Raw genomic sequence first — 24,225 nt, 5'->3', positions numbered from 1 at the left:
TAACACCACAGTGTGGTGGCGATAGCGAGAAGGATACACCTGTAACCATGCCGAACACAGAAGTTAAGCTTCTTAGCGCCGATTGTAGTGAGGGGTTGCCCCTTGTGAGAGTAGGACGTCGCCACGCAAAGGTAAAAAGATGGACTAGAAATAGTTCATCTTTTTTTGTTTAAATCTTTTACTAAATTGAACTAATAGAGTTTTCTATGAATATCAAAGTTAGTTTTCACCTACTTTGTTTTTTTATAGTTGGTTATTATAAAATAACGATATAATTGATTTTGATACAATACACGTTTATTTATAAATCAAAAATATAGAGAACAGTATACAAATGTCCGTTTCTATTCTTAAAATGATTCTTATACTTACTTAAATTAGGTATAATTAGTATATGTTTTGTAAGAAATTTAGACTTATAATCAGTAGTGAATGTATAATTAACGTATAGGAGACATGGATAAAATGAAACTAATTGGTATAGATTTAGACGGTACTCTTTTGAATTCTGACCAGAGCATTAGTCAAAAAAATGCAAGAACAATGCAACATTTACCTAAAGACTGTTTTCCATTCATTTGTTCTGGAAGAGAAGTAGAAGACATTAATAATATTCTCAAAAAATCTGGTTTAATGGTTCCAGCAGTAGGATTAAATGGTTCTGTTGGATTTGATGGAGAAAAAAAAATATTTGAGTCTTTTTTCGATAAAAAGGATGTAAAAAAAATTGATTCTGTCATATCGAAATTTCCAACTAAAATATATACGAATCTCGGAAGTTATGAATCGCAGAACTATAAAAATAAAATGAAAAAAATCTTTCACGAGGTAGGCAGTGAATTTTCTGTCAAGGAGTTGAACTATGAGCTTGAGTATGAAAGATCTATTTGCTCTATTCCTTATAATAATATTGAGGAAATTATAGAAAAGGATGATATCAGCATTTACAAATTTTTTATTTTTATTCCCAATCGTCAATTGAAAGCGAATATATTTAACCGTTTGAAAAAGATGCTAAATGTGACTGTTACTGAATCAGCACCTGTAAACATTGAGATCGTGCCTCAAAATGTATCTAAAGGCACGGTGTTTGATCGTTTGGAATCAATCTACAATTTAAAAAAACCTTTGAGAATCGCGATCGGGGATAGTTTAAATGACTTATCTATGTTTGAGAGTGCAAATATTAGTTTTGCAATGGGAAATAGTCATCAAGAGATCATGAAAAAAGCTGATTATATTACCGTTTCAAACGATAAAGACGGAGTATCTCAAGCTTTTGAAAGAATTCTTACCATATAAACTAATTTAGGGAGTATAGAATATAAATATTTAGGATTGTGACAAAAATCATGTCACAATCTTTTTTCGAATAAACTCATTTTTTGAAGCCGACTATTTATCGTAATTTCTTTACATAATACGAACAAATTTTCGGTTATTGATGAAAAAAAACATTGAAAATGGTATGATAAAAGAAAAAGAGGAGGGAATTTTTAATGGTGAAATTTATCCATGCGGCAGATTTACATATGGATCGGTCATTTGAAGGACTGACAACTCTAGATAAAACTGTACAGGAAAAACTATTGAAGACGAATCTGACCGTTTTATCAAATATCATTGAACAGGCAATAATAAATAACGTTGATTTTGTTTTACTTGCAGGAGATAATTTTCATCAAAATCGTCCTTCATTAAAAATACAGAAACATTTTTCAGAACAGATGAAACGGTTAGAAAAAAATCATATACCTGTATTTATAATATTCGGAAATCATGATTTCTATCAAAAAGAGCGGTATTGGTTCTCCTTTCCTAAAAATGTCCATTTATTTACATCCGAAACGGTAGAGACAAAAAAAATAACGATAAAAAGTGGAGAAACTGTCTCTCTCAGTGGATTCAGTTATCGACAACCATGGATTCAAAAAGACAAAGTGATGGAATTTCCTTCTAGAGAACTCACAGATTACCATATTGGTTTGTATCATGGGGAACCTGGTACCTCGCAAAAAGGGAACTATGCCCCTTTCCAACCTTCAAAAATGCAAGAAAAAGGATACGATTATTGGGCTTTGGGGCATATCCATGTGCCAACAGTTTTAAATGAAAAGCAAACCATCGTTTATCCAGGTGCGCCTCAAGGTCACACTAAAAAAGAACAAACTTCTACATCCATTCTACTTGTTGAATTAAGTAAAGGAAGTTGTCAAATACATCCGATTAAAGTAGCAGAGGTCTATTGGAAGACAAAGGAAATATCATTGAGGCAAGCGAGGACGACAAAAGAGGTCATTGTTCATATTCGTCAGCAACTTTCAAAAGTAGAGGATGGATTTAGTTTAATTGAGATAAAATTAAAAGATTATGACCATCTCAATACAGATGTTCTAGAGCGAATACAATCAGGAGAGTTATTAGATTATCTGTTAGAGGAATTTTCAGATAGGATAAGGGATTTATTTATTTGGCGTATTTCTCTCATGGAGGATACTTTTTATACGAAGATTCCACTTGCTGCTTCTGCTAAATTGATGGAACAGCTATTTCAATACTATCAGACACCTCAAGATTTCCAACAAATTTTAAATGAAGTATATAGCCACCAAGAAGCGGCTAAAATATTGAGCGAACTGCCGGAATATCAAGAAGAAACACTTGAAAAAGCCAAGCAGCTACTTAATCAAGATTTTTTATTTGAGGAGGATCAGGAATGAAGATTTTAAGGATCGAGATTGCTGCTTTTGGAAAATGGCGTCAAAAAAGTTTTGATTTTTATTCAGGCAATCAGCTGATCTATGGGGAAAATGAAGCAGGAAAATCAACGATTTATCAATTTATCCAAGCCATCTTATTTGGATTCCCTTCAAAAGGCCGCAAAAAAAAGGATTATACACCAAAAGACGGCTCAGCCTATGGTGGCAAAATATGGCTTAAACATCCTATATACGGTGAGTTTGCTGTCGAACGCTATAAACAGCAAAATCGTGGAAAATCGAAGGTATGGCTGGGGAATCAAGTTGGAAGTGATGAATTACTAGAAAAACTGATTGCACCTTTGACGAAAGAGTTATTCCAGCAGGTATTTACTTTCCAGCAAGAACAGTTGATGGAACTAGATCACTTGAGAGAAAAAGAGCTACATGATGCACTGATTTCTTTAGGAATTACGGGCAGTTCTCAAGTATTCCAAAAAAGACAAGAATATTATCAGAAAGCACAACAGTTATTCAAGAAAAAAGGCCAAAAACTGCTGATCAATCAAAAATTAAATGAATGGAAAGAGCTTCAAGAGAAAATCCATCTAAAACAAGAACAGGAAGCTTATTTTGGCAAGTTGATCCAACAAGAACAGGAATACGAGTCGCAACAGCAACAGTTACTGGAACAACTAAATGAGGCGAATAAGCAATTTGCACTAGCCAGACAGCAAGAACTCAATTTTTCTTTATATGAAGAATGGCAATCCCTCAAAAAAAACATCGCTACAGGTCTTCCTGATGAACAACTTCTTCTTGATCTGGAGTCTTTTTCCAAACGGTATCAGCAAACAAATGAGCGTTTAGAAGAATTAGAAGCAACTCTGGAAAAGCATAGCGGGATGGATCAGCAGTCAGCTAGATATTATTTTTATTTAGAGCAGGAGCAAGAACTAAAAGACCTCCAACAACTCCAGTTTACAACGGAACAATTAAGCGAAGAATGGCAAAGACTTCAAATAGAGACTAGAGAAACAAATTCAGAATTGAAAATCTTGGAACAAAGATGGCAGTGGCAGAAAAATCCGTTACCGGAAGAATTTTTATATGAAGAAGAGTGGAAGAATCTTCTGGCTGAAGAAAGAAGGATTGCTGATCTAGAAAGCCAGATTTCTGTGCGTCTCCAGATAGCTAAAGAACAGCAAAAAATGATCGAAGCAGAAGTGAATGAGTTGGAAGAGACTTATCCAGCATTATTACAAAATCAGTCAGAGATAGCACCAACCCCTTCATCTAAACCCTATATGCTAATTGCTGGCGGAGCAATAATCATTGCAGGTATATTTGTTCCAATGCCCTTAAAAGTGATCCTTTTACTAATTGGTGCAGGCATGATTGGCTATTTCTTCTACAAACAGCAACCAAAGGTCAAAACTAAAAATGATTTCTCAGAAATAAAAGGAATGTGGCAAGAAAAACTAGGTCAGCTTGATTTAGCTTTAGCCCAATTAGCAGAAGCAGAAGAAAAACAAAAGAGAATAGAAGAAGAAAAACAGATTCTTCAGCAAGAAGTATATCGTTTTGCTGATCATCGGCACTTAGGAAAGATGGATACACTCAAACTCATGAAAGAATATGGGCAAGAAGTCATAGATTATCAGAAATTGTATGGCGTATTTGTGCGGAAACATAAAAGAGAGCAGGAAATCCAAGAAAAACTACAACAGATCGATCAGAAATTTGAGTTTGTTAAAGAATGGCTACCCATACAAGATAAGACGATCTCAGAAAAAATGGCTATGCTTTCCCGTTTTATCCAAGAAATGGAACAGATGAAATTTGCCAGAAGCTATCAGCAAAATACTTTATTGAAGCAAGAAATCAATCAATTGAAAAAGAAACAAAAAGTATGGGTACAAGAATACAGCGAACAATTGAGCCAAGCTGGATTATCTTATCCTTCGGAAGTACCTGTCTTTTTACAAAAAGCCAAACAAGCCGAACAGCAGATGAAAAGATACAATGAACTGTCAGAAATGCTTCGTCCACTGTTTCCTGAAGAACTGACGAAAGAGAAATTATCTGTAAGACTGCGGCAACTGAAAGAAAAACAAGGCCAACTCCAGCAAGAAGAAAAAGAAGCAAGTGAAAATCGGCAACGACTCCAACTTCAAGTAGAAGAGCTGCAAAGAGACGGCACATTGGACGAACTCTATCAACAAGCTAGCCGACAAAAAGCAAAATTGCAGGAATTGCTGGAGGAATGGGGCGCATTTGAAATCGCCGGAACATTCTTAGGCGATCTTTCAACAGAGATGAGTGAAAGACAATTACCACAGTTGTTAAAAGCAGCGGGTGATTATTTAGGTATTTTAACAAAAGGAAATTATCAGAAGATATTACTGAAAAACGATACACTGACTTTAACAGACGGATATACAGACTTTCCAATCTATGAGTTGTCTACAGGTACGAAAGATCAGCTGATAATGGCGATGAGGTTTGCTTACCTCTCGTTAGAAGCCAATCGTTCGATATGCCCGATCATCATAGATGATGGCTGGCTTCATTATGATCATCAGCGAAAGTATCAATTAGCTGAACTTTTAGCTAAATTTGGAGAAAAGTATCAAATAATTTGTTTTTCTTCTGATAAAGAAATGGTAAGCTATTACCATGAGATGAACCAAACCGTAAAACAATTAGAAGGAGCAAATAATGAAAAAAATTCGTGATTTAGTAATCGATGAGCAGTTTGAGCAATTTGTCCTGATCAAAAGTGCAGATGTAAGAATCGCTAAAAACGGAAAAAAATTTATTGCTTTTACTTTCCAAGATACTTCAGGTACTATCGATGGCAAGTACTGGGATGCTTCGGAAGAAGAAATCAATAAATTTACAGCCGGCACAGTCGTTTTTCTAAACGGTAAAAGAGAGGTTTATCAAGGGAACCCGCAAGTAAAGATTCTTCACATGCGTTTAACAAGGATGGATGAGCCAGGGGAACCTAGTTTATACATGGAAAGAGCCCCTTTGAAGAAAGAAGAAATGGAAGAAGAAATCAATCAATTATTATTTGAAATCACAAATGCGCATTGGAATCGGATCGTTCGCTATCTACTCAATAAATACCAAAAACAATTTTTTGAGTTTCCGGCAGCCAAAAGAAACCATCATGCATTTGCCAGTGGATTAGCTTATCATACTTTGACAATGCTTCACTTAGGAAAATCAATTGCCGATGAATATCCTGAGTTGAATCGACCATTATTATATGCGGGTATCATTTTGCATGATTTAGGAAAGGTGATCGAACTTTCCGGTCCTATGTCGACAGAATATACGCTTGCAGGGAATTTAATCGGACATTTGGTATTGATTGACGAAGAAATAACTAAAGCCTGTCTTGCGCTGAAAATCAACGAAGCTGACGAAGATGTTCTCGTATTACGTCATATGGTTTTAGCACATCACGGCCTATTAGAATATGGTTCTCCTGTACGTCCAAGGATAATGGAAGCAGAAATATTACATCAAATCGACAATATTGATGCTTCCATGCAGATGATGTTGACTTCGATTCGTCAAACAGAACCAGGAAAATACACAGATCGGATTTTTGGTATGGACAACCGAAGTTTCTATGTACCAAAAGATTTATAGCAAAAATTTATTTTTTTCATTCAAAACAAAAAAGCGAGACATAAGTCTTCGCTTTTTTTGTTTTCTTTTATTTTGATGAATCAGTTGTTTCTTCAGTTGAAGATTCTTTTGTTGAATCAGTTGATTTTGTGTCAGAGCTCTTTGTTGAAGATGTGGCTTCACTTGAGTCTTTAGCACCTGATGAAGTTGTTGTGAATGCACTCAACACATTTTCAAAGGCATCGTCTTTGATTTTTACATTTGCATCTTTTAATTCTTCACCGATTACTTTAGTCGTGAATGCATTGTCACTTAATTTTGTTTCAGTAGCGATTTCTTTTAATTGATCTTTGTATTTATCCATGTCGTTGCCTTTATTTTGGTTTTTCACCATTTTGACAACATAGTATTCTGTTGCATAAGAAGTAGTATTTGTTGCAGTAATAACGTTAGAGACTTCGCCGTCTTTCAATTTGAAAGCTGCTTCTTTTACTTCTGCAGGAATGGTTGTTGTCGTTGAGTCGAATTTGACTTTACCGCCATCTTCTTTTGTCTCTGAATCAGTTGATTTGTCTTCGGCTAATTTAGAGAAATCATCCCCATCGTCCGCTGATTTTTTGACATCTTTTGCTTCATCTTCACTTGATAATTTGATGATTTGTGCTTCTACTTCTGGATGGAAAGATTCCCAAGCAGTTTTCAAATCATCATCTGTAATATCTACATGAGCCTTCAAACCAGCTTCAAAAGCTAGATTGTTACGGATATATTCTTTGTAAGAATCTTTCGTATACCCAGCAGTTTCTAATTGTGATTCAAAAGTATCACCTAAAGATTTCGCTTGTTTGTCGTATTCTGCATCCACTTGTTTATCTGTTACTTTATCGCCGTATTTGTTATTGAATACTTTATAGATGATCATCCGTTGTACTAATGATTGGTTCGATGATTCGAGCTTTGCTTCATCGTAGAAATCAGATACAGTGATCGTTCCGCCTTTCATCGTTGCGATATCTTTATTGGTATCGCCTGAACAAGCCGCTAGAGTTAAAACAGCCAACGCACTAGTAGCTGCCAAAATAATTGATTTTTTTTTCATTAATGTTTGCACTCCTGTAATTAGTTATTATTTTTTATATATTAACTATACCATACCCCATGCCCTTTAAAAGCGTTCTCGTGATAGTTTCAAACAAAATTCAAAATTTCATCACATTCCTAGGAAATGTGCAATTATTCCTCTATTAGACAGTCATATCTGTTGAGAAAATGATCATTATTGTATGTGATCAGGATACTCAGGCAGATCAGCTGTTAGTTTTTCTACTTGTTCATTGATTTGGGCGATACGTGGTTCGGCTTGGAATTTAAAATTTTCGATATCTTTGTTGATGGCTTCTTGGAAAGCGGGAATCACAGATTCAGCTGTTTCTTTTGTCTCGATCAATGCGCTTTTAAAATGATCCAAGCTGTTATTTAAATCGTTAGTCAGAGTGGTTGCTTCTTCCAGTTCTTCAATTAGTTTTTTTCTTGTTTCGTTCCCGCTCCTAGGTGCAAATAGCAGACCACCGACAGTTCCAGCAGCAGCTCCGAATAGCAGTCCTTTGAAAAAGTTTTTAATCATCGCTATGCACCTGCTTTACGATTGTTTCTTGAATAGCTTTTAGTTCTTCTGGTCCATAACTGTCTTGATGGTTGCCAAAGTGGATAGAAAAATCGTCCTTTTTGCTATAGCGAGGAACTAAATGGATATGTGAATGAAAAACAGATTGATAAGCTAATTCACGGTTGTTATTCAAGATATTAAGACCTTTCATTTCTGGAAAAGCTTTTTCTAATGCTTGAGCAATCTTAGGCACACGTGAAAAAACTTCTCCTGCAAGTTCAGGATCATATTCAAAAATATCTGCTACATGACGTTTAGGAACAACTAACGTGTGTCCTTTCGTTGCTTGAGAAATGTCTAAAAAAGCATAGACTTTGTCGTCTTCATAAATTTTATAGCTTGGGATTTCTTGATTGATGATTTTGCAAAAAATACAGTTTTCCATAAAAAACATCCTTTCCATAAAGAATAAATACTTCAGCTTAACTTTACCATAAGTTAAAGCCATTGTAAGGAAAAAAACAAAATACCGTCATTTTCTTCGTGGTATAATAAATAAAAATAAATGGCGGAGGAAAAAGAATGAGTTTAATTATCGATCATGTCACAGGAGGGTATGGCCATCTCCCTGTGTTAAAAGATATCAGTTTCAACGTACAGCCTGGAGAGATAGTAGGATTGATTGGGCTGAACGGAGCAGGGAAAAGTACAACCATCAAGCACATTATCGGTCTGTTGGAAGCTACAAAGGGAACGATAGAAATCAATCATCTATCTTTAAAGAAAAATACAGAAGAATATCGTAAACAAATTGGGTATATTCCAGAGACGCCTTCTTTATATGAAGAATTGACTTTGAGGGAACATATCGAAGTCACTGCAATGGCCTATGATATACCTATGGATACAGCAATGAAAAGAGCTGAAAAGCTGTTAGAGACTTTCCGTTTGTCTAATCGCCTTGACTGGTTTCCGGCTAATTTTTCAAAAGGGATGAAGCAGAAAGTGATGATCTTATGCGCCTTTTTGATCGAGCCTTCTTTATATATCATTGACGAACCATTCTTAGGATTGGACCCACTAGCTATCAATGCGCTGCTTGAATTGATGGTAGAGATGAAAAAAGAAGGAGCCGGTATTTTGATGTCTACGCATATTTTAGCTACTGCAGAAAAATACTGTGACCGTTTTGTGGTCTTACATAACGGAGAGATACGAGCAGATGGAACCCTTGAGATGTTGAGAAAAGAATTTCATCTGCCGGATTCTTCTTTGGACGAAATCTATATCGCTTTAACAAAGGAGCAGGCACATGAGTAGTTTTTTTCAAAAACGTTTAGCAAGGCATCAAAAGAAAATGATGAAATATATGCGCTATGTGTTGAACGATCATTTTGTTTTAGTTTGTCTTTTCTTAATTGGTGGCGTGGGATTGTACTATTCTAGCTGGTTGAAAACCTTGCATCCGCCTTTTGCACTTGGGGGAATGATAATCTCTGTATTTTGGATGCTCTGTTTATTTGTAGGCAAGATGGCTACTTTTGCGGAGGCAGCAGATATTGTTTTTTTACTTCCGAAAGAAAAGGAAATGCAGACCTATTTGGAACGAGCTTTTCGCTATTCTTGCATTTTTCCGATGATCCTTTTGATATTGGCATGCGGATTTGCTATGCCATTAGTGGTGGTTAGTACTCAGCAAGTCTTTTCGATGTTTTTCGTCTATCTGATTATATTATGGAGTTTGAAATTCAGTCATCTGCAAATTAAGCGAGCAGAATTGTTTCGGCTAGATCAACAGGTCATTCGTTATTGGAAAACAGGTTGGTTACTTTCTTCTATGCTCATTCTGCTTCTTTCATTTTATTGGCTAGTCTGGGCAGGGGTAGCAGGTGCATTGGTACAGGCAAGTCTATATTACTGGTTTTTGTGGAAGCAACAGGAAAAAGGATTGGATTGGGAGAAAATGGTGCATGTAGAAGAACAAAGGTTGCATCAAATCTATCAATTTATTAATTTATTCACCGATGTTCCTGAAATTACGGCAAAGGTAAAAAGAAGACGCTACTTGGATCCTATATTGACTCATATTAAGAGAGAATCAAAAAACACTTATCTTTATTTGTTTGCAAGAAGATTGGCAAGAGGTTCTGATTTTAGTGGTCTTTACTTCCGGTTAGTAATTATAGGTGGGGTATTGATTTTCGGAGTGATCGACTTTTATTTTAGTCTGATAATCGGTTCTTTATTTTTATATTTAATCGGTTTCCAATTGTTGCCTTTAGCGAGCCAGTTCCGTTACATGGTGCTCGTTCAGCTTTATCCAATCCATGAGAATCAGAAGAAGCAAGCAATCCAGTATCTGCTCACATGGGTATTAGTTATCGCATCGGTTATCTTTGGATTGATTGCTGCAGTCGTATTGGATGGTCAGCAGCGATGGGTTCCGCTAGCGGCTTATTTGATTGTTACGGGTCTCTTTGTTAAACTATATGTACCAACTCGTTTGAAGAAGATGTCAGACTGAAAACAAAGCTGTGTAGGATAAAAATGAACATGAAAAATAGAGCGTTGACAGTAAGAATGCTGTTCGTTCTATTTTTTTTGAGAAAAGTCGGTTTTTTGAATGGCAAATAAATGAAAAAGAACGTATATGTGCTTGACGTGTAGTGATCAGGCGACTAGAATAATAAGTACTGCAAAACAAAGAGTAAGAGGACGGGAGAATGCATGATGGAGTTTCAGTTAGACCAAGAGTGGCGGTTACGTCCCATCAAAGGCGATACAGGAAAAACATACATAGGCATGCGTGATGAAGACAAAGTCTTTATTAAACGAAACACGACTCCGATGTTGGCTGCTCTTTCACGGGAAGGAATTACACCAAAACTTGTTTGGACAAAACGAACGGGGAATGGCGATACCTTGACAGCACAAGAATGGCTAGAAGGCCGCTTGCTAACTCCTAATGAGATTGGTCAAAGAAATGACGTGATTGATGTTTTGTACCATTTACATCATTCAAATTCTCTTAAAACCATGCTGACCCGTATCGGCGGACGTGTTATGACGCCGGAGAAGATGTTGCAAAAATATGAAAAAGAATTACCAGAAGAACTCCAGAAAAATCAATTTCTGCAAATCGTCCATCGATTTCTTCGTGAGCAGATCCCGCCGATAGATAAGGAAAATCTATCAGTGGTGCATGGAGATGTAAATCATCGAAATTGGTTAGTATGTAAAAATTATTTATATCTCGTGGATTGGGATTCAATCATGTTTGCAGACCCTGCGGTAGATATTGCAACGATTTTAGGGAATTATGTGCCTCTATCCAGTTGGAATCAATGGCTGATCAGTTATGGCATACGTCCAACTGACGAAATGCTTGAAAAGTTTCACTGGTATGCGGCCATGAATTTGCTCCAAGAAATCACTAGATACTGCAAACGTGAAGATCATCGACGAATGAACGAAGAAATTTTACAATTAAAACGAATTTTCAGTGGCTGAGGTTTGGCCCAAACTCTGCGGAGATTTGGCCAGACCTTTTTAATTAGAGAAAGGAATGGAGATAAATAATGCGTGTCCGAAATCGTCCGGGAGCAGCGGAAATGTTAGCGGCTCACCCGAATTTTGTAATTAGTGATCCAACATTGTGGAAGGGGAAATGGAATGAATTGTTTGGAAACGATCATCCAATCCACATTGAGATTGGAATGGGGAAAGGCCAGTTCATCACTGGAATGGCAAAAGCCCATCCTGAAATCAATTATATTGGAGTAGAAATGCAAGTAAGTGTTGTTTCTATAGCATTAGACAAGTTGATTGAACAACCGCTTCCTAACCTGAAGCTTCTGCATGTGGATGGATCAGCATTGACAGAATATTTCGCTGACAGCGAAGTAGATCAGATTTATCTGAATTTTTCTGATCCATGGCCGAAAAAACGACATGAAAAACGGCGCTTGACATACAAAACTTTTCTTGCTGTAGATGAACAGATCCTCCGCCCAAATGGAGAAATCCACTTCAAAACAGATAATCAAGGATTGTTTGAGTATTCGCTGGCAAGTTTTTCTCAATATGGCATGATCCTCAAACAGGTATGGTTGGATTTGCATCAAAGTCAATTTGAAGGCAATATTATGACGGAGTATGAAGAAAAATTTTCTTCGAAAGGTCAACGTATTTATCGAGTAGAAGCTCAATTTCAAGATAAGACCAAAAAGAAAAGTCTGTGAATGAACTTTTTACTTTCATAAAAATATAAATCAAATCCCAGAAAACACATTACATCTGTCATGTGCATTTTCTGGGACTTTTTTGATTTAAGATATACCTATTTCCTCGGTTTTCAACAAGGTGGAATCAATTGGAATCGAGAGAATGAAAATAATCCTTTGTCAGTGATCTTCAATTCGGGTATGACAGATAATGTTAAGAAAGAAAGTGTCAAAAAAGGATCAAAGGTTTTAGCTGCCCCAAGTTGATGTGTTTCAGCTATTAATTCATTCAGCTGTTCATTGACGAACGAAAAAGGTTCCTGTGTCATGATACCGCCTATCGGTAGAGGAAGACAAGCCATTTCCTTCTGTTTATTGACAACAGTCATCCCGCCACCTTTTTGAATCAAAAGATTAGCAGCATACAGCATATCCTCATCATTTGTCCCCACGACAACTAGATTATGAGAGTCATGAGCAATCGTTGTCGCTATCGCCCCTTGTTTCAGCTGAAATCCTTTTACGATGCCTAACCCAATATTTCCGGTTTGATGGTGACGCTCGATCACCGCAATCTTTAATTGGTCTTTTTCGATTGAAGGAATGAATCGTTCGCCTTGTCGGTCCACTTTTTCTACCAAATCGTTCGTGACAAGACTATTCGGGATAATTTCGATCACATGGGCTTGTGAAGAAGGGAGAAGCAGCTCTAACGAACGAGGATGCAATGGTTGAGCATTTAGGTTTGGTAGACAGCACATGTATGGATTTGAATGATCAGCAAATAAATGGTCTTCGAGTTGACCAGATTGGACGACCAATGTTCCCTTATAGAAAACTTCATGAATTGGCAGCTTGGTAAGATCGTCTGTTAAGAAGAAATCAGCTTGATATCCAGGAGCAATCGCACCTAGTGTTTTCAAATCAAAACATTCTGCTGCATTCAATGTTGCCATCTGGATTGCCTGTAATGGATCAATTCCCATTGAAATAGCTTGACGGACGATATGGTCAATTGATCCTTCTTTAACTAAATCATTGATGAGTTTATCATCGGTGACAAAGAAGCATCTTCTTGAATTATCAGGCGTGATCGCCGGTAGTAGCGATGCCAGATCTTTTGCAACGGTCCCTTCTCGAACCATTAAATACATACCAAGATCCAAACGTTCTTTAGCCTCTTTTGCAGTTGTAGCTTCATGATCCGTCCGAATACCAGCTGCGGGATAAACATTTAATTCTTCCATGCCGATACCAGCTGCATGTCCGTCAATCTTTTTCTTATGCTGGTGCATCAATTGGATCTTTTCTAGGATATCTGCTTCATTATTTGCTACTGCTTGATAGTTCATGACTTCAGCTAAGCCTAAAACTTCGGGATTTTGTAAAAAAGGTGCTAGATTTTTGGCATTTAGATTTGCACCATTTGTCTCAAATGGAGTGACAGGTACACAAGAAGGGAGCATAAAGAAAATATTCATAAGCGTTTGTCTTGCATCTTCTATCATAAATTGAAGACCAGTACTCCCAGCGATGTTTCCTATTTCGTGGGGATCTGTTACTACAGTAGTAACTCCATGAAGCAAGGATACTTTTGAAAATTCACTTGGTGATAAAAGTGAACTTTCAATATGCACATGTCCATCAATGAATCCTGGTACTAGATATTGCCCCTTAGCATTATGTACGCTTTTTCCTTCATATTCACCAATCCCTACAATCATTCCTTCGTAAATCGCTACATCTTTTTCCATGATCTCTTTCGTAAAGACATTGACGATCTTAGCCTGTTTGATTACTAGATCAGCGGGCTTTTTTTTACTTGCTACTTCGATGTATCTCTTTAATGTTGATTCCAATGGAATGCCTCCCAAGATAAATTTTTATAAGTATAACATAAATTCGTTTTTTGCCAATGTTTTTTAATAAATTCATTTTATTTGAAACAAAAAGATCAAAAAGACGTATGTTTTTTGTGGAGGGGAGAATAATGGAAATAAAACGATTATCAGATCAAATGATAAGTGAAAGTTTCGCCAAACATGCCCAAGACGTATATGTCTTGCCAGCTTCAGAAGTATTTTACATCTATTTTCGCTATGGCAAAAAACGAACGTTCTGGAAGGAAGTATCTTCGGCAGATGGCCAGCAATTGATTTCAAGATTTAAGTATTTGGGACAAATGGATATCGGAGAAAAAAGAAAAGCTCAATTAGGTGCATTGACCTATTCTTTAGAAAAACAGAAGGTTCGGTTACGACTGTCTTCTGTAGGAGATTACCTTCAACGAGAAAGCTTAGTGATTCGGCTATTATACGGTATTTCTGAAACACCTCATCGTTGCTTTAATTCTCGAGATTTTGCAACTATTTTGCAGAAAACCGTTAGACGTGGATTATATCTATTCAGTGGACCAGTCGGATCAGGCAAGACGTCATTAATGTATCGGTTGGCTTTGAAAGAAAAACGGCAAGTAATCACGATCGAAGATCCTGTAGAGATCGAAGAACCATTCTTTCTGCAATTGCAGATCAATCCCAAAATAGCACAGACTTATGACACACTTTTGAAGCTCGCATTACGGCATCGCCCTGATTTGTTGATTATTGGTGAGATAAGAGATGAATCAACTGCACATGCTGCGGTAAGAGCTGCACTAACGGGACATCGGGTATTCGCAACCGTACATGCACGCAATCTTGAAGGTACATTGATCAGAATCCATGAACTAACAAAGAAAAAAGAAGAGCTATCTGAATGTTTAGCTGGAGTCATTTATCAAGAACTTTTGGAAGATGCCGATCACCATCCTTCTGTCTTGTGGAGTTATCAATTTATGGAGGAAGAACCAGTAAAAAAATCATGGGAGGAAAGCTATGAAGAAGCTCAGAAAAAAACTTGGCAGTCAGAACTATTTTAAAGGATTGACAAGAAGCCAGCAAAATCAGTTTGCACAAACTATGGGAGAGCTGCTTTTAACTGGTTTTAGTTTGCAAGAATCCCTTTATTTATTACTCACGATCCGTTCGTTCCAGCCTGCTATTTTGGCAAACATCCAACATCAGCTAAAGGAAGGACAACCGTTTAGTGAAGTACTTTCGCAAACAGGGTATGGAGCAGAACAACTGGTACAGATCGAATTAGCTGAACTTCACGGGAATCTGCCGGCAACTTTGTTGGAAATTGCCAAACAGTTACGTCTGGTCGAAGGATTTCGCAACGATTTGAAAAAGCTGCTCGCCTATCCGATGCTATTGCTCACCTTTTTGCTAGGTATCTTATTTAGTATGCGTTTGATCGTTTTGCCTCAGCTTATTGGTTCAGGGATGGTTATAGAAGAGCATTGGGGGATTCAGCTGATACAAGTCTTTCACTGGTACGTTCTACTATTTATCCTAGTGGTTACTTTATTGACTTTGCTAGTAAGGTATCGGCTGATGAAATTGTCTCCTATTGATCGGAGTGAATGGATAAGCAGACAATTAGTGATTGGACCAATATATTCCTTATATCAATCTGCTTATTTGTCGCTAGAGATTGGCAAACTTTTTCATGAAGGTTTCGAATTAAGGCAAATCATCGTTTGCTTGAAGGAGACGAAACAAGAAAGTCTGATTCAACACCTTGCTTCCAAGATGATACAAGGATTAGAGGCAGGTATACCATTAGCTGATCAGTTCCAGAATTACCATTTTCTATCTGAAGAATTCAGCAAGATTATTTTGCAGGGAGAGGCAAAAGGAAATTTAGGGAAAGAGCTGATATTTTACAGCGAATGGACAAGAAAACAGCTTTTCAAACGACTTCAGCACTGGCTGCATTTTATTCAGCCAATTATTTTTTTGGGCGTAGCGGTTTTGATTTTACTGGTTTATGCTGCTGTTTTATTACCTGTTTATGGAAGTATCGAGGAGGTCTTGCCATGAAAAAGAAAAGAACACCTTATTATAGCGGTTTTACATTAATCGAAATGCTGATCGTTTTACTGATCATCAGTGTACTAGTATTGTTGTTTGTCCCAAATTTGTCACGTTATAGGAATCATGTAGACCAAGAAAGTCGTGAAGCAATCATTCAGTTGGTAGACACACAAAAAGAGCTCTACGCGCTTCAAAACAATGGAAGAATCCCTACCGTGGAGGAATTATTGAATGAAGGCTATATCAAACGAGAACATGCAGACATCTACCAGCGGCCTTGAAGGAAAAACATTAGCATCAGGATATACGTTGGTTGAGTCACTCTTACTGATTTTATTGCTTACAACAATCCTTTCTTTTCCAGTTCTCGCATTTTCTGCATGGAAGAATGAATTGGCAGTCTATCAATTTTTCAGCCAGTTTGAAAAACGAATCTATACCACTCAAAAAATCGCTATTGTGAACCAAATCCAAACAGGCTTTTATTGGAACATTGACGAAAATCAGATCATTTTTCGTATGTCGCAACCCGATGAAGCGAGCTGGAAAGTATTAGATATTCCTGATGAGATTACCTTGAAACGCCATGCTTCCATCACTTTTGCTGCTGGAACTGGAAATGAAAGTTCACTAAAAGCATATCAATTTTATTGGGAAGAAAAAGGGCAAACGATTACGTATCAATTCCAGATGGGGAGTGGACGTTATACAAAAAGAATTGAATAGAAAAGGGTTTATTTTATTAGAATCCCTTACAGCGCTGATGATTGCTTCCGTCTGTGTGTACTTAGTGAGTTTTGGTCAGCTTTTTTTACTTCAGGCAGAAAACAACAGCGGGGAGGAAATGCTACTTATTCGAATGGTTTACGAAGATACCAAGACACAACGGATATATCACAAAAGACCAGAGCGAAGCGAAGAAATGACTATGTACGATATCCAAATTGTCGAAAATAATGGAGTAATCGAAAAAGTGCTTGTCAATATGGAGAAAGAAGCGATCAATATTGAAAAAACAAGAAATCCCGGCATTTACGCTGATTGAATGTCTAATCGGACTAATGATAGTAAGCAGTATATTGCTGTCATTCAATCTTTTGATCCAGCAAACTATCCAAGTAAGTGACTTTCTGCAGCGTAAAGATCAAAAAGAGTGGCTGATATTTTTAGCACAATTAGAAGAGGAACTTAACAGCAGTCACAATGTTTCCGTGAAAAATCAGCAATTGTATTACACTGTAGAGGATAAACAGTACATCATCGAAAGATATCAGACGATGATACGTAAAAGAAGAACTTCCGGCGGACATCAACCTATGTTAACAAGTATCACTGAGTTTCAATTATTGGAAAAAGAACACACAATTTCTTTTTATGTACACTTTGAAAATGGAGAAGATGGATATGCCATATGGACAAAAAACGATCAATAGAAAATGTTGTAAGGGATCTATTTTATTTTCTGTGTTGCTTTTATTTCTTTTATGTACGTTTTTATTGACGGCAGCATTAGAAAGCTATCGCTTGTCAATAGATCTGAATATACGAATAAAAAATTATTATATAGCAAAAATAATGAAACAGATGGCTCTATCGGAACAGTCTATACTTGCTGAGAAGTCGGAAGGGATTTTTTACTACACAACTGGATCTGTAACATATCAATGGGTACAACAGTCTCTATTCTTGGAGGTAGAAGTCTCGCCGTTTATCTTTCGATTCATAGAAGAAGTAAAAAATGATACAGATACTGGTACAGAATGAGGGGTTGTTCGTGAAAACGCCCTCTTTTCTGTTATAACACTGTTTTTAATAAAAAAATGTTTGCCGTTTCACAAATAAAAAACAGTGAAAACGATTGAAATTTTGTCAATTGTTCGATAGAATTAAACAGGTGAAAAAATTGTTATAATATATCTAGAAATGAGGTGCACCATGTTACCAGAAAAAATGGAACAAGGGTTCAATCAGAACCTGGAAGCTATTCAGCTTTTACAGAATGCATTGGGAACTTCCTTTTTAGAAGCCTATGTCGAAAATGCAGAAAATCTAATAGATGATTATCAAGTACGTGTGGTGGATGGAGTGCCGACAAAAGAGACAACACAACGGATCACACCTCTTTATGAAGAGTTGAAAAAACTTTCTTTCGAGCCAGAAGAATGGCGCAGATTGTCTCAATTGCTTTTATTGAAGGGCAACCAGACAGAACATCTGCAGGCGAACCATCAACTCACTCCTGATAGTATCGGTTTTTTATTTGTTTTTCTTATTGAACAACTATACACAAATAAAAAGGAACCAGTTAAGATTCTGGATATTGCGGCAGGAATGGGCAACTTGTTATTAACAGTTCTTTTAAACCTATCGAATGCGGGGTATCAAACAGAAGGATTTGGTGTGGATATTGATGATACATTGTTGGCTGTGGCAGCTTCTACAAGTGATTTGACACAAGCAAATGTTCAATACTTCCATCAAGACGGGTTGCAGGATTTATTAATCGATCCTGTCGATTTTGCAATCAGCGATTTGCCGATCGGTTATTATCCGAATGACGAAAAAGCAAAAGAATTTTTAACAAGTACTGAAGAAGGCCACAGTTATGCACATCATTTATTGCTGGAGCAATCAATGAAATACGTGAAGCCGGATGGTTTTGGTTTGTTTTTGATGCCAAGCGGTTTTTTAGAAACGGATCAAAGCGAAGAAATCAAAAAATGGTTTAAAGAAGAAGGCTATCTTCAAGGAATGATTCAATTGCCAGATGAGTTGTTCCGCAACAAACAATCACAAAAAAGTATTTTGATCTTACAGAAAAAAGGACCACAAGCAAAACAAGTAAAAGAAGTGTTGCTTGTGAAACTTGCTTCACTAAAAGAACCAGAGAAGGTGACGGAATTTTTCAACGAGTTTAAAAACTGGAAATCATCTGCTCTGTAATCATTCAACGAGAAGGAGAGTCATATGTCTAAAACAATTGCAATCAATGCTGGAAGTTCAAGTTTGAAGTGGCAATTATATCAAATGCCAGAAGAGACCGTAGTTGCGAAAGGAATCGTCGAACGTATCGGTTTACAAGATTCTATTTTTACAATCAAGTACGGCGATAGTCAAAAATTCGAACAAATCATGGATATCGAAAACCACGAAGTAGCAGTAAAAATGCTGTTAGATCAGTTGATTGAACTGCAAATTTTAAGTTCTTATGATGAAATCACCGGTGTAGGGCACCGTGTTGTTCACGGAGGAGAAACTTATGGGGATTCAGTAGTGATCGATGAGGGAGTAATGGACCGCATTGCTGAATTAGCAGAATTTGCTCCTTTGCATAACCCTGCTAACCTGATGGGAATCAAAGCCTTTAAAAAGATTTTACCTGACATTTTGAGCGTAGCTGTATTTGATACATCTTTTCACTCAACAATGCCAAAGCAAAATTATTTATACAGCTTGCCAGTGTCTTATTACGAAGATTTCAAAGTAAGAAAATATGGCTTCCACGGCACAAGCCATCGTTATGTATCGGAACGTGCAGCAAAATTATTGAATAAACCGATTGAAGATTTAAAAATCATTACTTGCCACTTAGGAAACGGAGTATCAATCACAGCTGTAAATGGTGGTAAATCCATGGATACTTCTATGGGATTCACGCCATTAGCTGGTGTAACAATGGGTACGCGTTCAGGCGATATCGATCCGGCTGTTCTTCCATACTTAATGGAAAAATTAGAGATTGATATTGATGAAATGATCAATGTTTTGAATAAGAAATCTGGTTTGCTAGGCCTAACAGGATTGTCTAGCGATATGCGTGATCTTGAAAAAAACTATGAAAAAGAACACATTCGTTTAGCTTATGATATCTTCGTGGATCGCATCCGAAAATATATCGGCGGATACGTGACAACGATGAATGGTGTCGATGCAATCGTCTTTACTGCTGGTATCGGCGAAAATGACGGACATGTACGCAACGAAATCATTAAAGGTATGTCTTGGTTTGGCTGTGAAATCGATCCAGCGTTGAATGAATTGCATGGTGAAGAAGTAGATATCTCTACAAAAGAATCAAAAGTAAGAGTATTAGTGATTCCAACAGATGAAGAACTAATGATTGCCCGTGACGTGGAGCGTTTGCGCGGCTAAAAATACACGCGTGTTCTCTTTAGAAAATGGATAATTTTATATCCGTTTTCTAAGAGGACATGCTTTTTTATTTTTTACACAGAAGGAGCTGAATATAAAGAAGTGAGTGAATCCAAGTATTCTATGAATCGTGAGAGGAAAGACGCTCAATAAGCGACTTTATTTTTTGAAGAGCAAAAAAAGCTGTGTCCAGACAAGTGATCTTCAAAAGTTTTACTTTTGAGATCCCCTCTGAAACACAGCTTTTTATCAATTAGTCTTTTTTAGGAGGCAATTGGTTTTCTAAATCAGTTCGAACAACAAGCACATCGCAAGCCGCGTTTCTAATAACATATTCAGAAACAGAACCAATAAATAAACGTTCTACAGCATTCAATCCTGTAGCTCCTAACATAATCAAGTCTACTTGATTATCTTCTGGGATTTCTTTCGCAATAATTTGTTTTGGTGAGCCATATTCTACAACAGAGGTTACATTATTCAAGCCAGCTTTCTTCGCGTTGCTTTCATAATCTGCCAATGTTTGCTTTGCCATTTCAGTAGCTTGTTCTGCCAACATTCCATCAAAAGATGAAACGGTTTGGAAAGAACGTGTGTCAATGACATGTGCTAATAGAAGTTCTCCATTATTTCGGATAGCTACATTGACCGCCTTTTTAAAAGCTAATTCAGCTTCATCAGAACCATCCACGGCAACCATGATTTTTTTGTATTGTTGTAACATAAGCATTCACTCCTCAAGTCAATCGTGTTGTACTCTTTTATTGTAGAACAATTTGTGGAAAAAGAGAATTATTTACTGCTTTGGTTCAGCAATTTTTTTTGCAAAGCGGATACTGAAGGTGGCAGAAACGAGAATCACAATCAATAAAAAGAACAAAGCGATGAAGCGTTGATTGAAAAAAGCGGCTAAAACACCCATAACGCCTAAAACAGCATACGCAGCTCCATAAAATTGTAGGAATCCTTGATTTTTGTCATTTTTCTTGATCAATACAAAAAAGATATCCTGTTTATTAAATAAATAATAGCTAACGAATAATAATAGTAAAGTGGCGATAATCATCAAAATCCTAATCATGAACAAATCCTCCAAAATAAGCAACAAATAGAAAAAGCAATTTGCCAAGAGCAAATTGCTTTATTCTTTAAAAGATGGTAATCTCCGTTAATGCCGTTATTTGTCCTGTAGTATTGATCCCGCGAATTCAAGCAGGTGGGTCCCATGGTCGTAGCTTCGAACTACCAAATGATAAGGCATGTTACCAGCAGTGACACAAGACGGGTCCCAAGATATCAATAAAAATGTTCGGTCAACACACAAAGAGGACAATTCGAACATCACAGATTTCCCATCTCTATAGTAGCATATGAATTTAAAAAGAGCAATGAGAGAGCTCGCAGAAATAGAACCGTTTTCTTGTTTAATTTTTTAGGGGATGTTTTTTCCACTCTTTTATGCGGTAATACTGTTGACCTAGCGCCTGTTCATATTTTCCTGTATCCTTTGGCTGATAATATTGAGCATTTTTTAACCTATCTGGTAAATATTGCTGATTGACCCAAGCATGATCGAAATGATGAGGATACTGATAACCCACACCGCGGTTGAGGGATTTCGCACCTTTATAATGGCTATCTCTCAAATGGTCGGGAACATCACCAGCTTTGCCCTCTCGAATATCAGCAAGTGCTGCATCTAATGCCATATAGGCAGAATTGGATTTTGGCGACAAGCAAAGATCAACGACGACATCTGCTAGCGGGATACGTGCCTCAGGTAACCCTAGTCGTTCAGCAGCTAATACAGCGTTTACTGTACGCGCAGCAGCAGCAGGATTGCCTAAACCTATATCTTCATAACCGATAACCATCAGGCGACGACAAATACTTGCCAGATCACCTGCTTCAACTAGACGGGCGAGATAATGAAGGGCAGCATCCACATCACTTCCGCGAATCGATTTTTGAAACGCTGAAATAACGTCATAATGAGCATCTCCATTTTTGTCATGGGTAAGAGCTTTTCTTTGGACACATTCTTCGATAATCGACAGAGTAAGATGAATCTTTCCTTCTTTATCTGGAGGAGTCGATCGTGCAGCCAGTTCCAACCCATTCAAAGCACTCCGCAAATCGCCATTCGTTGCACGAGAAAGGTGAAGAAGAGCCTCTTCATCTAACTGGATTGCTTGTTGACCAAGACCGCGTTCCTTATCCTTTAAGGCGTGTTTCACTGCCAACTGGATGTCTTGCTCTGTTAATGGCTTGACTTCAAAAATCTGTGTGCGGCTGCGGATCGCTGGATTGATAGTAATATAAGGATTTTCAGTAGTCGCTCCGATCAAGATGATTCTGCCACTTTCTAAATGAGGAAGCAGAAAATCCTGTTTTGTTTTATCTAATCGGTGTACTTCATCCAATAAGAGGATCACAGTACCACTCATTTTAGCTTCTTCCGCTACAACCTGCAGCTCTTTTTTTGAATCTGTAGCCGCGTTCAGCATGCGAAATGCATAATTAGTAGAACCGGCAATCGCACTTGCGATACTCGTTTTTCCAGTACCAGGAGGCCCATATAAAATCATGGAAGAAAGCATACGAGCATCGACCATGCGGCGTATGATTTTTCCTTCACCGACTAGATGTTGCTGACCAACGACTTCATCGATCGTTCGAGGTCGCATGCGATAAGCCAATGGCTGTTGCATAGGATTTTCCTCCTTCTTGTTTTTACATTCCTTAATTATAACATATTTAGTAATATAGCTAGAAAGAACAGCCTTCTGTTGTTTTGTTTTCATAGCTTATCCAACTAATATTGTGTATGATAAAGTAGGTGAGAAAAATGACGGATAAACAAAAGATAGATGAATTTTTTTGGAATAAAACGACGCCGGAAGTAGCGCGGGATTTATTGGGGATGTATTTGGAGCATGACACACCTGAAGGAAGATTAGCTGGATATATTGTAGACGCGGAAGCATACTTAGGTCCAGAAGACGAGGCCGCCCATAGCTATGGTTTAAGAAGAACACCACGTGTGCGGGCAATGTATGAAAAACCAGGTACAATCTACCTTTACACGATGCATACTCATCGGATTTTGAACATCATCACTCAGCCAGAAGGGATTCCTCAAGGAGTAATGATACGTGCAATTGAACCAGCTACAATGATTGAACAAATGAGTAAAAATCGTGGTGGAAAAACTGGTCCAGATATCAGCAACGGTCCTGGAAAATTAGTGGAAGCATTAGCAATTCCTCAAGAACTCTACGGACAATCTATAGCAGATAGTTCATTACGTTTAGTTTTTGAGAAAAAGAAGATACCAAAAAAAATCGATGCTTTGCCTAGGATCGGTATCCCGAACAAAGGAGAATGGACAGAAAAGCCGTTGCGTTTTGTTGTGTCTGGCAATCCATATATCTCTTTACAAAGAAAAAACCAAATCGAGGAAGATTGGGGTTGGAGGAAAGAAAATGAAAAAGAAGGATCTATTAACATACTTAGATGAAATAATCGAAAAACAAGTGACGGACTATGATGTGGCTTTAGATTGGGATACAAAAAATCATACGATCGAAATCGTTGTTCGTTTGTTTGCGGAAAATAAAGCACAATTTGAGATTGATGATGCAGAAGGGATCGTTTCGCAAGAACCAATTATCGAATTTGAAGATGGCGTACTCCTTTTTAATCCTCAGAAATCTGTTTTTGATGAACAAAATTATCTAGCGGTAATCCCCTATGAAGGAAAAAAAGGATTGGCAAAATCAGTAGCTGATTCTTTAGTGGAATATTTGAATGAAGTATTAGCACAAGGGCAAAGTGATTTGCTTGATTTTTTAGATGAAGATGATGACGAAGCTGTATTCGAACTCCATTGGGATAATCAGAAACTAGCAGAGTTAGTAGAAGCAAAACAGCAAAATGAAATAGAGACTTATTTACCGTACCCAAGTTATTAAGGAGTG

Annotated in this window: 26 protein-coding genes, 1 rRNA gene and 1 other RNA gene; 20 read left to right on the top strand and 8 right to left on the bottom strand. The window is 37.3% G+C overall.

Annotation, left to right across the window (positions count from 1 at the left end):
• Positions 1–11 precede the first annotated feature (11 nt).
• From rrf to OZZ83_RS06300, 5 genes are all read left to right on the top strand, one after another.
• A 5S ribosomal RNA gene (rrf, locus tag OZZ83_RS06320) occupies positions 12–127 on the top strand.
• Between the two features lie 329 nt (positions 128–456).
• Positions 457–1,302, top strand: a complete 846-nt coding sequence (locus OZZ83_RS06315; RefSeq protein WP_278023453.1) for a Cof-type HAD-IIB family hydrolase — start codon at positions 457–459, stop codon at positions 1,300–1,302.
• 197 nt (positions 1,303–1,499) lie between these two features.
• Positions 1,500–2,720, top strand: a complete 1,221-nt coding sequence (locus OZZ83_RS06310) for a metallophosphoesterase family protein (RefSeq protein WP_002335238.1) — start codon at positions 1,500–1,502, stop codon at positions 2,718–2,720.
• Entirely contained in the window at positions 2,717–5,437 is a 2,721-nt protein-coding gene (locus OZZ83_RS06305; RefSeq protein WP_325066024.1) for an ATP-binding protein, read from the top strand. Before OZZ83_RS06310 ends, OZZ83_RS06305 begins: the two co-directional genes overlap by 4 nt.
• Entirely contained in the window at positions 5,421–6,365 is a 945-nt protein-coding gene (locus OZZ83_RS06300; protein ID WP_002314163.1) for a 3'-5' exoribonuclease YhaM family protein, read from the top strand. Before OZZ83_RS06305 ends, OZZ83_RS06300 begins: the two co-directional genes overlap by 17 nt.
• A 67-nt stretch (positions 6,366–6,432) precedes the next feature.
• Here the strand turns inward: OZZ83_RS06300 and OZZ83_RS06295 are convergent, their stop codons facing one another.
• The 3 genes from OZZ83_RS06295 to OZZ83_RS06285 form a co-directional block, all read right to left on the bottom strand.
• The gene (locus OZZ83_RS06295) at positions 6,433–7,443 is read right to left on the bottom strand and encodes a peptidylprolyl isomerase (RefSeq protein WP_278023452.1); all 1,011 of its coding nucleotides are present in this window, start codon (positions 7,441–7,443) and stop codon (positions 6,433–6,435) included.
• 177 nt (positions 7,444–7,620) lie between these two features.
• Positions 7,621–7,968 (bottom strand): YtxH domain-containing protein, encoded by a 348-nt coding sequence (locus OZZ83_RS06290; protein WP_002309926.1) that lies wholly within the window; start codon positions 7,966–7,968, stop codon positions 7,621–7,623.
• Positions 7,961–8,395, bottom strand: coding sequence for an HIT family protein (locus tag OZZ83_RS06285; RefSeq protein ID WP_002309928.1), 435 nt, complete (start codon positions 8,393–8,395; stop codon positions 7,961–7,963). The genes OZZ83_RS06290 and OZZ83_RS06285 overlap by 8 nt, the downstream gene beginning before the upstream one ends.
• A gap of 137 nt (positions 8,396–8,532) precedes the next feature.
• Here OZZ83_RS06285 and OZZ83_RS06280 point away from each other — a divergent pair, with 137 nt between their 5' ends.
• The 4 genes from OZZ83_RS06280 to trmB all read left to right on the top strand — a co-directional run bounded on the left by OZZ83_RS06280 (position 8,533) and on the right by trmB (position 12,191).
• Positions 8,533–9,270 carry an ABC transporter ATP-binding protein gene (locus OZZ83_RS06280; RefSeq protein WP_002309930.1) on the top strand — a complete coding sequence of 246 codons (738 nt, stop codon included), beginning with the start codon at positions 8,533–8,535 and terminating at the stop codon, positions 9,268–9,270.
• Entirely contained in the window at positions 9,263–10,474 is a 1,212-nt protein-coding gene (locus OZZ83_RS06275; RefSeq protein ID WP_002314162.1) for an ABC transporter permease, read from the top strand. The genes OZZ83_RS06280 and OZZ83_RS06275 overlap by 8 nt, the downstream gene beginning before the upstream one ends.
• 203 nt (positions 10,475–10,677) lie before the next feature.
• Entirely contained in the window at positions 10,678–11,460 is a 783-nt protein-coding gene (locus tag OZZ83_RS06270) for a phosphotransferase family protein (RefSeq protein ID WP_002291341.1), read from the top strand.
• 68 nt (positions 11,461–11,528) lie between these two features.
• Positions 11,529–12,191 carry a tRNA (guanosine(46)-N7)-methyltransferase TrmB gene (trmB, locus tag OZZ83_RS06265; RefSeq protein WP_002314161.1) on the top strand — a complete coding sequence of 221 codons (663 nt, stop codon included), beginning with the start codon at positions 11,529–11,531 and terminating at the stop codon, positions 12,189–12,191.
• A 113-nt stretch (positions 12,192–12,304) separates the two neighbouring features.
• Here trmB and ade read toward each other — a convergent pair whose 3' ends face one another.
• Positions 12,305–14,032 carry an adenine deaminase gene (gene ade, locus OZZ83_RS06260; RefSeq protein ID WP_002335236.1) on the bottom strand — a complete coding sequence of 576 codons (1,728 nt, stop codon included), beginning with the start codon at positions 14,030–14,032 and terminating at the stop codon, positions 12,305–12,307.
• Between the two features lie 131 nt (positions 14,033–14,163).
• Here ade and comGA point away from each other — a divergent pair, with 131 nt between their 5' ends.
• The 9 genes from comGA to OZZ83_RS06215 all read left to right on the top strand — a co-directional run bounded on the left by comGA (position 14,164) and on the right by OZZ83_RS06215 (position 20,245).
• Positions 14,164–15,093 carry a competence type IV pilus ATPase ComGA gene (gene comGA / locus OZZ83_RS06255; RefSeq protein ID WP_002320414.1) on the top strand — a complete coding sequence of 310 codons (930 nt, stop codon included), beginning with the start codon at positions 14,164–14,166 and terminating at the stop codon, positions 15,091–15,093.
• Positions 15,050–16,099 (top strand): competence type IV pilus assembly protein ComGB, encoded by a 1,050-nt coding sequence (comGB, locus tag OZZ83_RS06250; RefSeq protein WP_002314159.1) that lies wholly within the window; start codon positions 15,050–15,052, stop codon positions 16,097–16,099. The genes comGA and comGB overlap by 44 nt, the downstream gene beginning before the upstream one ends.
• Positions 16,096–16,374: a competence type IV pilus major pilin ComGC gene (gene comGC / locus OZZ83_RS06245; protein ID WP_002309938.1), complete on the top strand. Its 279-nt coding sequence runs from the start codon at positions 16,096–16,098 to the stop codon at positions 16,372–16,374. Before comGB ends, comGC begins: the two co-directional genes overlap by 4 nt.
• On the top strand, positions 16,349–16,819 hold the full coding sequence (comGD, locus tag OZZ83_RS06240; protein ID WP_002316846.1) for a competence type IV pilus minor pilin ComGD: 471 nt from the start codon (positions 16,349–16,351) through the stop codon (positions 16,817–16,819). Before comGC ends, comGD begins: the two co-directional genes overlap by 26 nt.
• Entirely contained in the window at positions 16,791–17,138 is a 348-nt protein-coding gene (locus tag OZZ83_RS06235) for a hypothetical protein (RefSeq protein WP_002345560.1), read from the top strand. The genes comGD and OZZ83_RS06235 overlap by 29 nt, the downstream gene beginning before the upstream one ends.
• Positions 17,101–17,526 (top strand): competence type IV pilus minor pilin ComGF, encoded by a 426-nt coding sequence (gene comGF, locus OZZ83_RS06230; protein WP_002335232.1) that lies wholly within the window; start codon positions 17,101–17,103, stop codon positions 17,524–17,526. Before OZZ83_RS06235 ends, comGF begins: the two co-directional genes overlap by 38 nt.
• Positions 17,498–17,857: a competence type IV pilus minor pilin ComGG gene (comGG, locus tag OZZ83_RS06225; protein WP_061086289.1), complete on the top strand. Its 360-nt coding sequence runs from the start codon at positions 17,498–17,500 to the stop codon at positions 17,855–17,857. Before comGF ends, comGG begins: the two co-directional genes overlap by 29 nt.
• Before the next feature lie 171 nt (positions 17,858–18,028).
• A complete protein-coding gene (locus OZZ83_RS06220) occupies positions 18,029–19,036 on the top strand; it encodes a class I SAM-dependent methyltransferase (protein ID WP_278023450.1) in 1,008 nt (335 codons plus the stop codon).
• A 24-nt stretch (positions 19,037–19,060) separates the two neighbouring features.
• The gene (locus tag OZZ83_RS06215) at positions 19,061–20,245 is read left to right on the top strand and encodes an acetate/propionate family kinase (protein ID WP_002309945.1); all 1,185 of its coding nucleotides are present in this window, start codon (positions 19,061–19,063) and stop codon (positions 20,243–20,245) included.
• A gap of 253 nt (positions 20,246–20,498) precedes the next feature.
• On the opposite strand, the gene OZZ83_RS06210 is transcribed toward OZZ83_RS06215, so the two are convergent.
• The 4 genes from OZZ83_RS06210 to OZZ83_RS06195 form a co-directional block, all read right to left on the bottom strand.
• Positions 20,499–20,969, bottom strand: a complete 471-nt coding sequence (locus OZZ83_RS06210; RefSeq protein ID WP_002335230.1) for a universal stress protein — start codon at positions 20,967–20,969, stop codon at positions 20,499–20,501.
• 72 nt (positions 20,970–21,041) lie between these two features.
• Positions 21,042–21,326 carry a hypothetical protein gene (locus OZZ83_RS06205; protein ID WP_278023449.1) on the bottom strand — a complete coding sequence of 95 codons (285 nt, stop codon included), beginning with the start codon at positions 21,324–21,326 and terminating at the stop codon, positions 21,042–21,044.
• 77 nt (positions 21,327–21,403) lie between these two features.
• A non-coding RNA gene (gene ssrS / locus OZZ83_RS06200) (6S RNA) lies at positions 21,404–21,598 on the bottom strand.
• Positions 21,599–21,669: 71 nt separating this feature from the next.
• Positions 21,670–22,956, bottom strand: a complete 1,287-nt coding sequence (locus tag OZZ83_RS06195; protein WP_002314154.1) for a replication-associated recombination protein A — start codon at positions 22,954–22,956, stop codon at positions 21,670–21,672.
• Positions 22,957–23,093: 137 nt separating this feature from the next.
• On the opposite strand from OZZ83_RS06195, the gene OZZ83_RS06190 reads away from it, so the two are divergent.
• Positions 23,094–23,765, top strand: coding sequence for a DNA-3-methyladenine glycosylase (locus OZZ83_RS06190; RefSeq protein WP_002316842.1), 672 nt, complete (start codon positions 23,094–23,096; stop codon positions 23,763–23,765).
• Positions 23,731–24,219, top strand: a complete 489-nt coding sequence (locus tag OZZ83_RS06185; protein ID WP_002309951.1) for a DUF3013 family protein — start codon at positions 23,731–23,733, stop codon at positions 24,217–24,219. Before OZZ83_RS06190 ends, OZZ83_RS06185 begins: the two co-directional genes overlap by 35 nt.
• Positions 24,220–24,225 lie beyond the last annotated feature (6 nt).

Origin of the sequence: Enterococcus sp. E5-162, assembly GCF_035725965.1 — a bacterium.
In the GTDB taxonomy this organism is placed as follows: domain Bacteria; phylum Bacillota; class Bacilli; order Lactobacillales; family Enterococcaceae; genus Enterococcus_B; species Enterococcus_B lactis.
The sequence above is the reverse complement of the archived record's forward strand: the minus strand, read 5'-3'. Positions and strand labels throughout refer to the sequence as shown.

Coding starts and splice junctions, on each gene's coding strand:
- OZZ83_RS06185 (WP_002309951.1), top strand. CDS start 23,731: ATGAAAAAGAAGGATCTATTAACATACTTAGATGAAATAATCGAAAAA.
- OZZ83_RS06270 (WP_002291341.1), top strand. CDS start 10,678: ATGATGGAGTTTCAGTTAGACCAAGAGTGGCGGTTACGTCCCATCAAA.
- OZZ83_RS06280 (WP_002309930.1), top strand. CDS start 8,533: ATGAGTTTAATTATCGATCATGTCACAGGAGGGTATGGCCATCTCCCT.
- OZZ83_RS06305 (WP_325066024.1), top strand. CDS start 2,717: ATGAAGATTTTAAGGATCGAGATTGCTGCTTTTGGAAAATGGCGTCAA.
- trmB (WP_002314161.1), top strand. CDS start 11,529: ATGCGTGTCCGAAATCGTCCGGGAGCAGCGGAAATGTTAGCGGCTCAC.
- OZZ83_RS06285 (WP_002309928.1), bottom strand. CDS start 8,395: ATGGAAAACTGTATTTTTTGCAAAATCATCAATCAAGAAATCCCAAGC.
- OZZ83_RS06300 (WP_002314163.1), top strand. CDS start 5,421: ATGAAAAAAATTCGTGATTTAGTAATCGATGAGCAGTTTGAGCAATTT.
- OZZ83_RS06220 (WP_278023450.1), top strand. CDS start 18,029: ATGTTACCAGAAAAAATGGAACAAGGGTTCAATCAGAACCTGGAAGCT.
- OZZ83_RS06315 (WP_278023453.1), top strand. CDS start 457: ATGGATAAAATGAAACTAATTGGTATAGATTTAGACGGTACTCTTTTG.
- comGD (WP_002316846.1), top strand. CDS start 16,349: ATGCAGACATCTACCAGCGGCCTTGAAGGAAAAACATTAGCATCAGGA.
- comGC (WP_002309938.1), top strand. CDS start 16,096: ATGAAAAAGAAAAGAACACCTTATTATAGCGGTTTTACATTAATCGAA.
- comGG (WP_061086289.1), top strand. CDS start 17,498: ATGCCATATGGACAAAAAACGATCAATAGAAAATGTTGTAAGGGATCT.
- OZZ83_RS06275 (WP_002314162.1), top strand. CDS start 9,263: ATGAGTAGTTTTTTTCAAAAACGTTTAGCAAGGCATCAAAAGAAAATG.
- OZZ83_RS06290 (WP_002309926.1), bottom strand. CDS start 7,968: ATGATTAAAAACTTTTTCAAAGGACTGCTATTCGGAGCTGCTGCTGGA.
- OZZ83_RS06215 (WP_002309945.1), top strand. CDS start 19,061: ATGTCTAAAACAATTGCAATCAATGCTGGAAGTTCAAGTTTGAAGTGG.
- comGA (WP_002320414.1), top strand. CDS start 14,164: ATGGAAATAAAACGATTATCAGATCAAATGATAAGTGAAAGTTTCGCC.
- OZZ83_RS06205 (WP_278023449.1), bottom strand. CDS start 21,326: ATGATTAGGATTTTGATGATTATCGCCACTTTACTATTATTATTCGTT.
- OZZ83_RS06295 (WP_278023452.1), bottom strand. CDS start 7,443: ATGAAAAAAAAATCAATTATTTTGGCAGCTACTAGTGCGTTGGCTGTT.
- comGB (WP_002314159.1), top strand. CDS start 15,050: ATGAAGAAGCTCAGAAAAAAACTTGGCAGTCAGAACTATTTTAAAGGA.
- OZZ83_RS06210 (WP_002335230.1), bottom strand. CDS start 20,969: ATGTTACAACAATACAAAAAAATCATGGTTGCCGTGGATGGTTCTGAT.
- OZZ83_RS06190 (WP_002316842.1), top strand. CDS start 23,094: ATGACGGATAAACAAAAGATAGATGAATTTTTTTGGAATAAAACGACG.
- OZZ83_RS06310 (WP_002335238.1), top strand. CDS start 1,500: ATGGTGAAATTTATCCATGCGGCAGATTTACATATGGATCGGTCATTT.
- OZZ83_RS06195 (WP_002314154.1), bottom strand. CDS start 22,956: ATGCAACAGCCATTGGCTTATCGCATGCGACCTCGAACGATCGATGAA.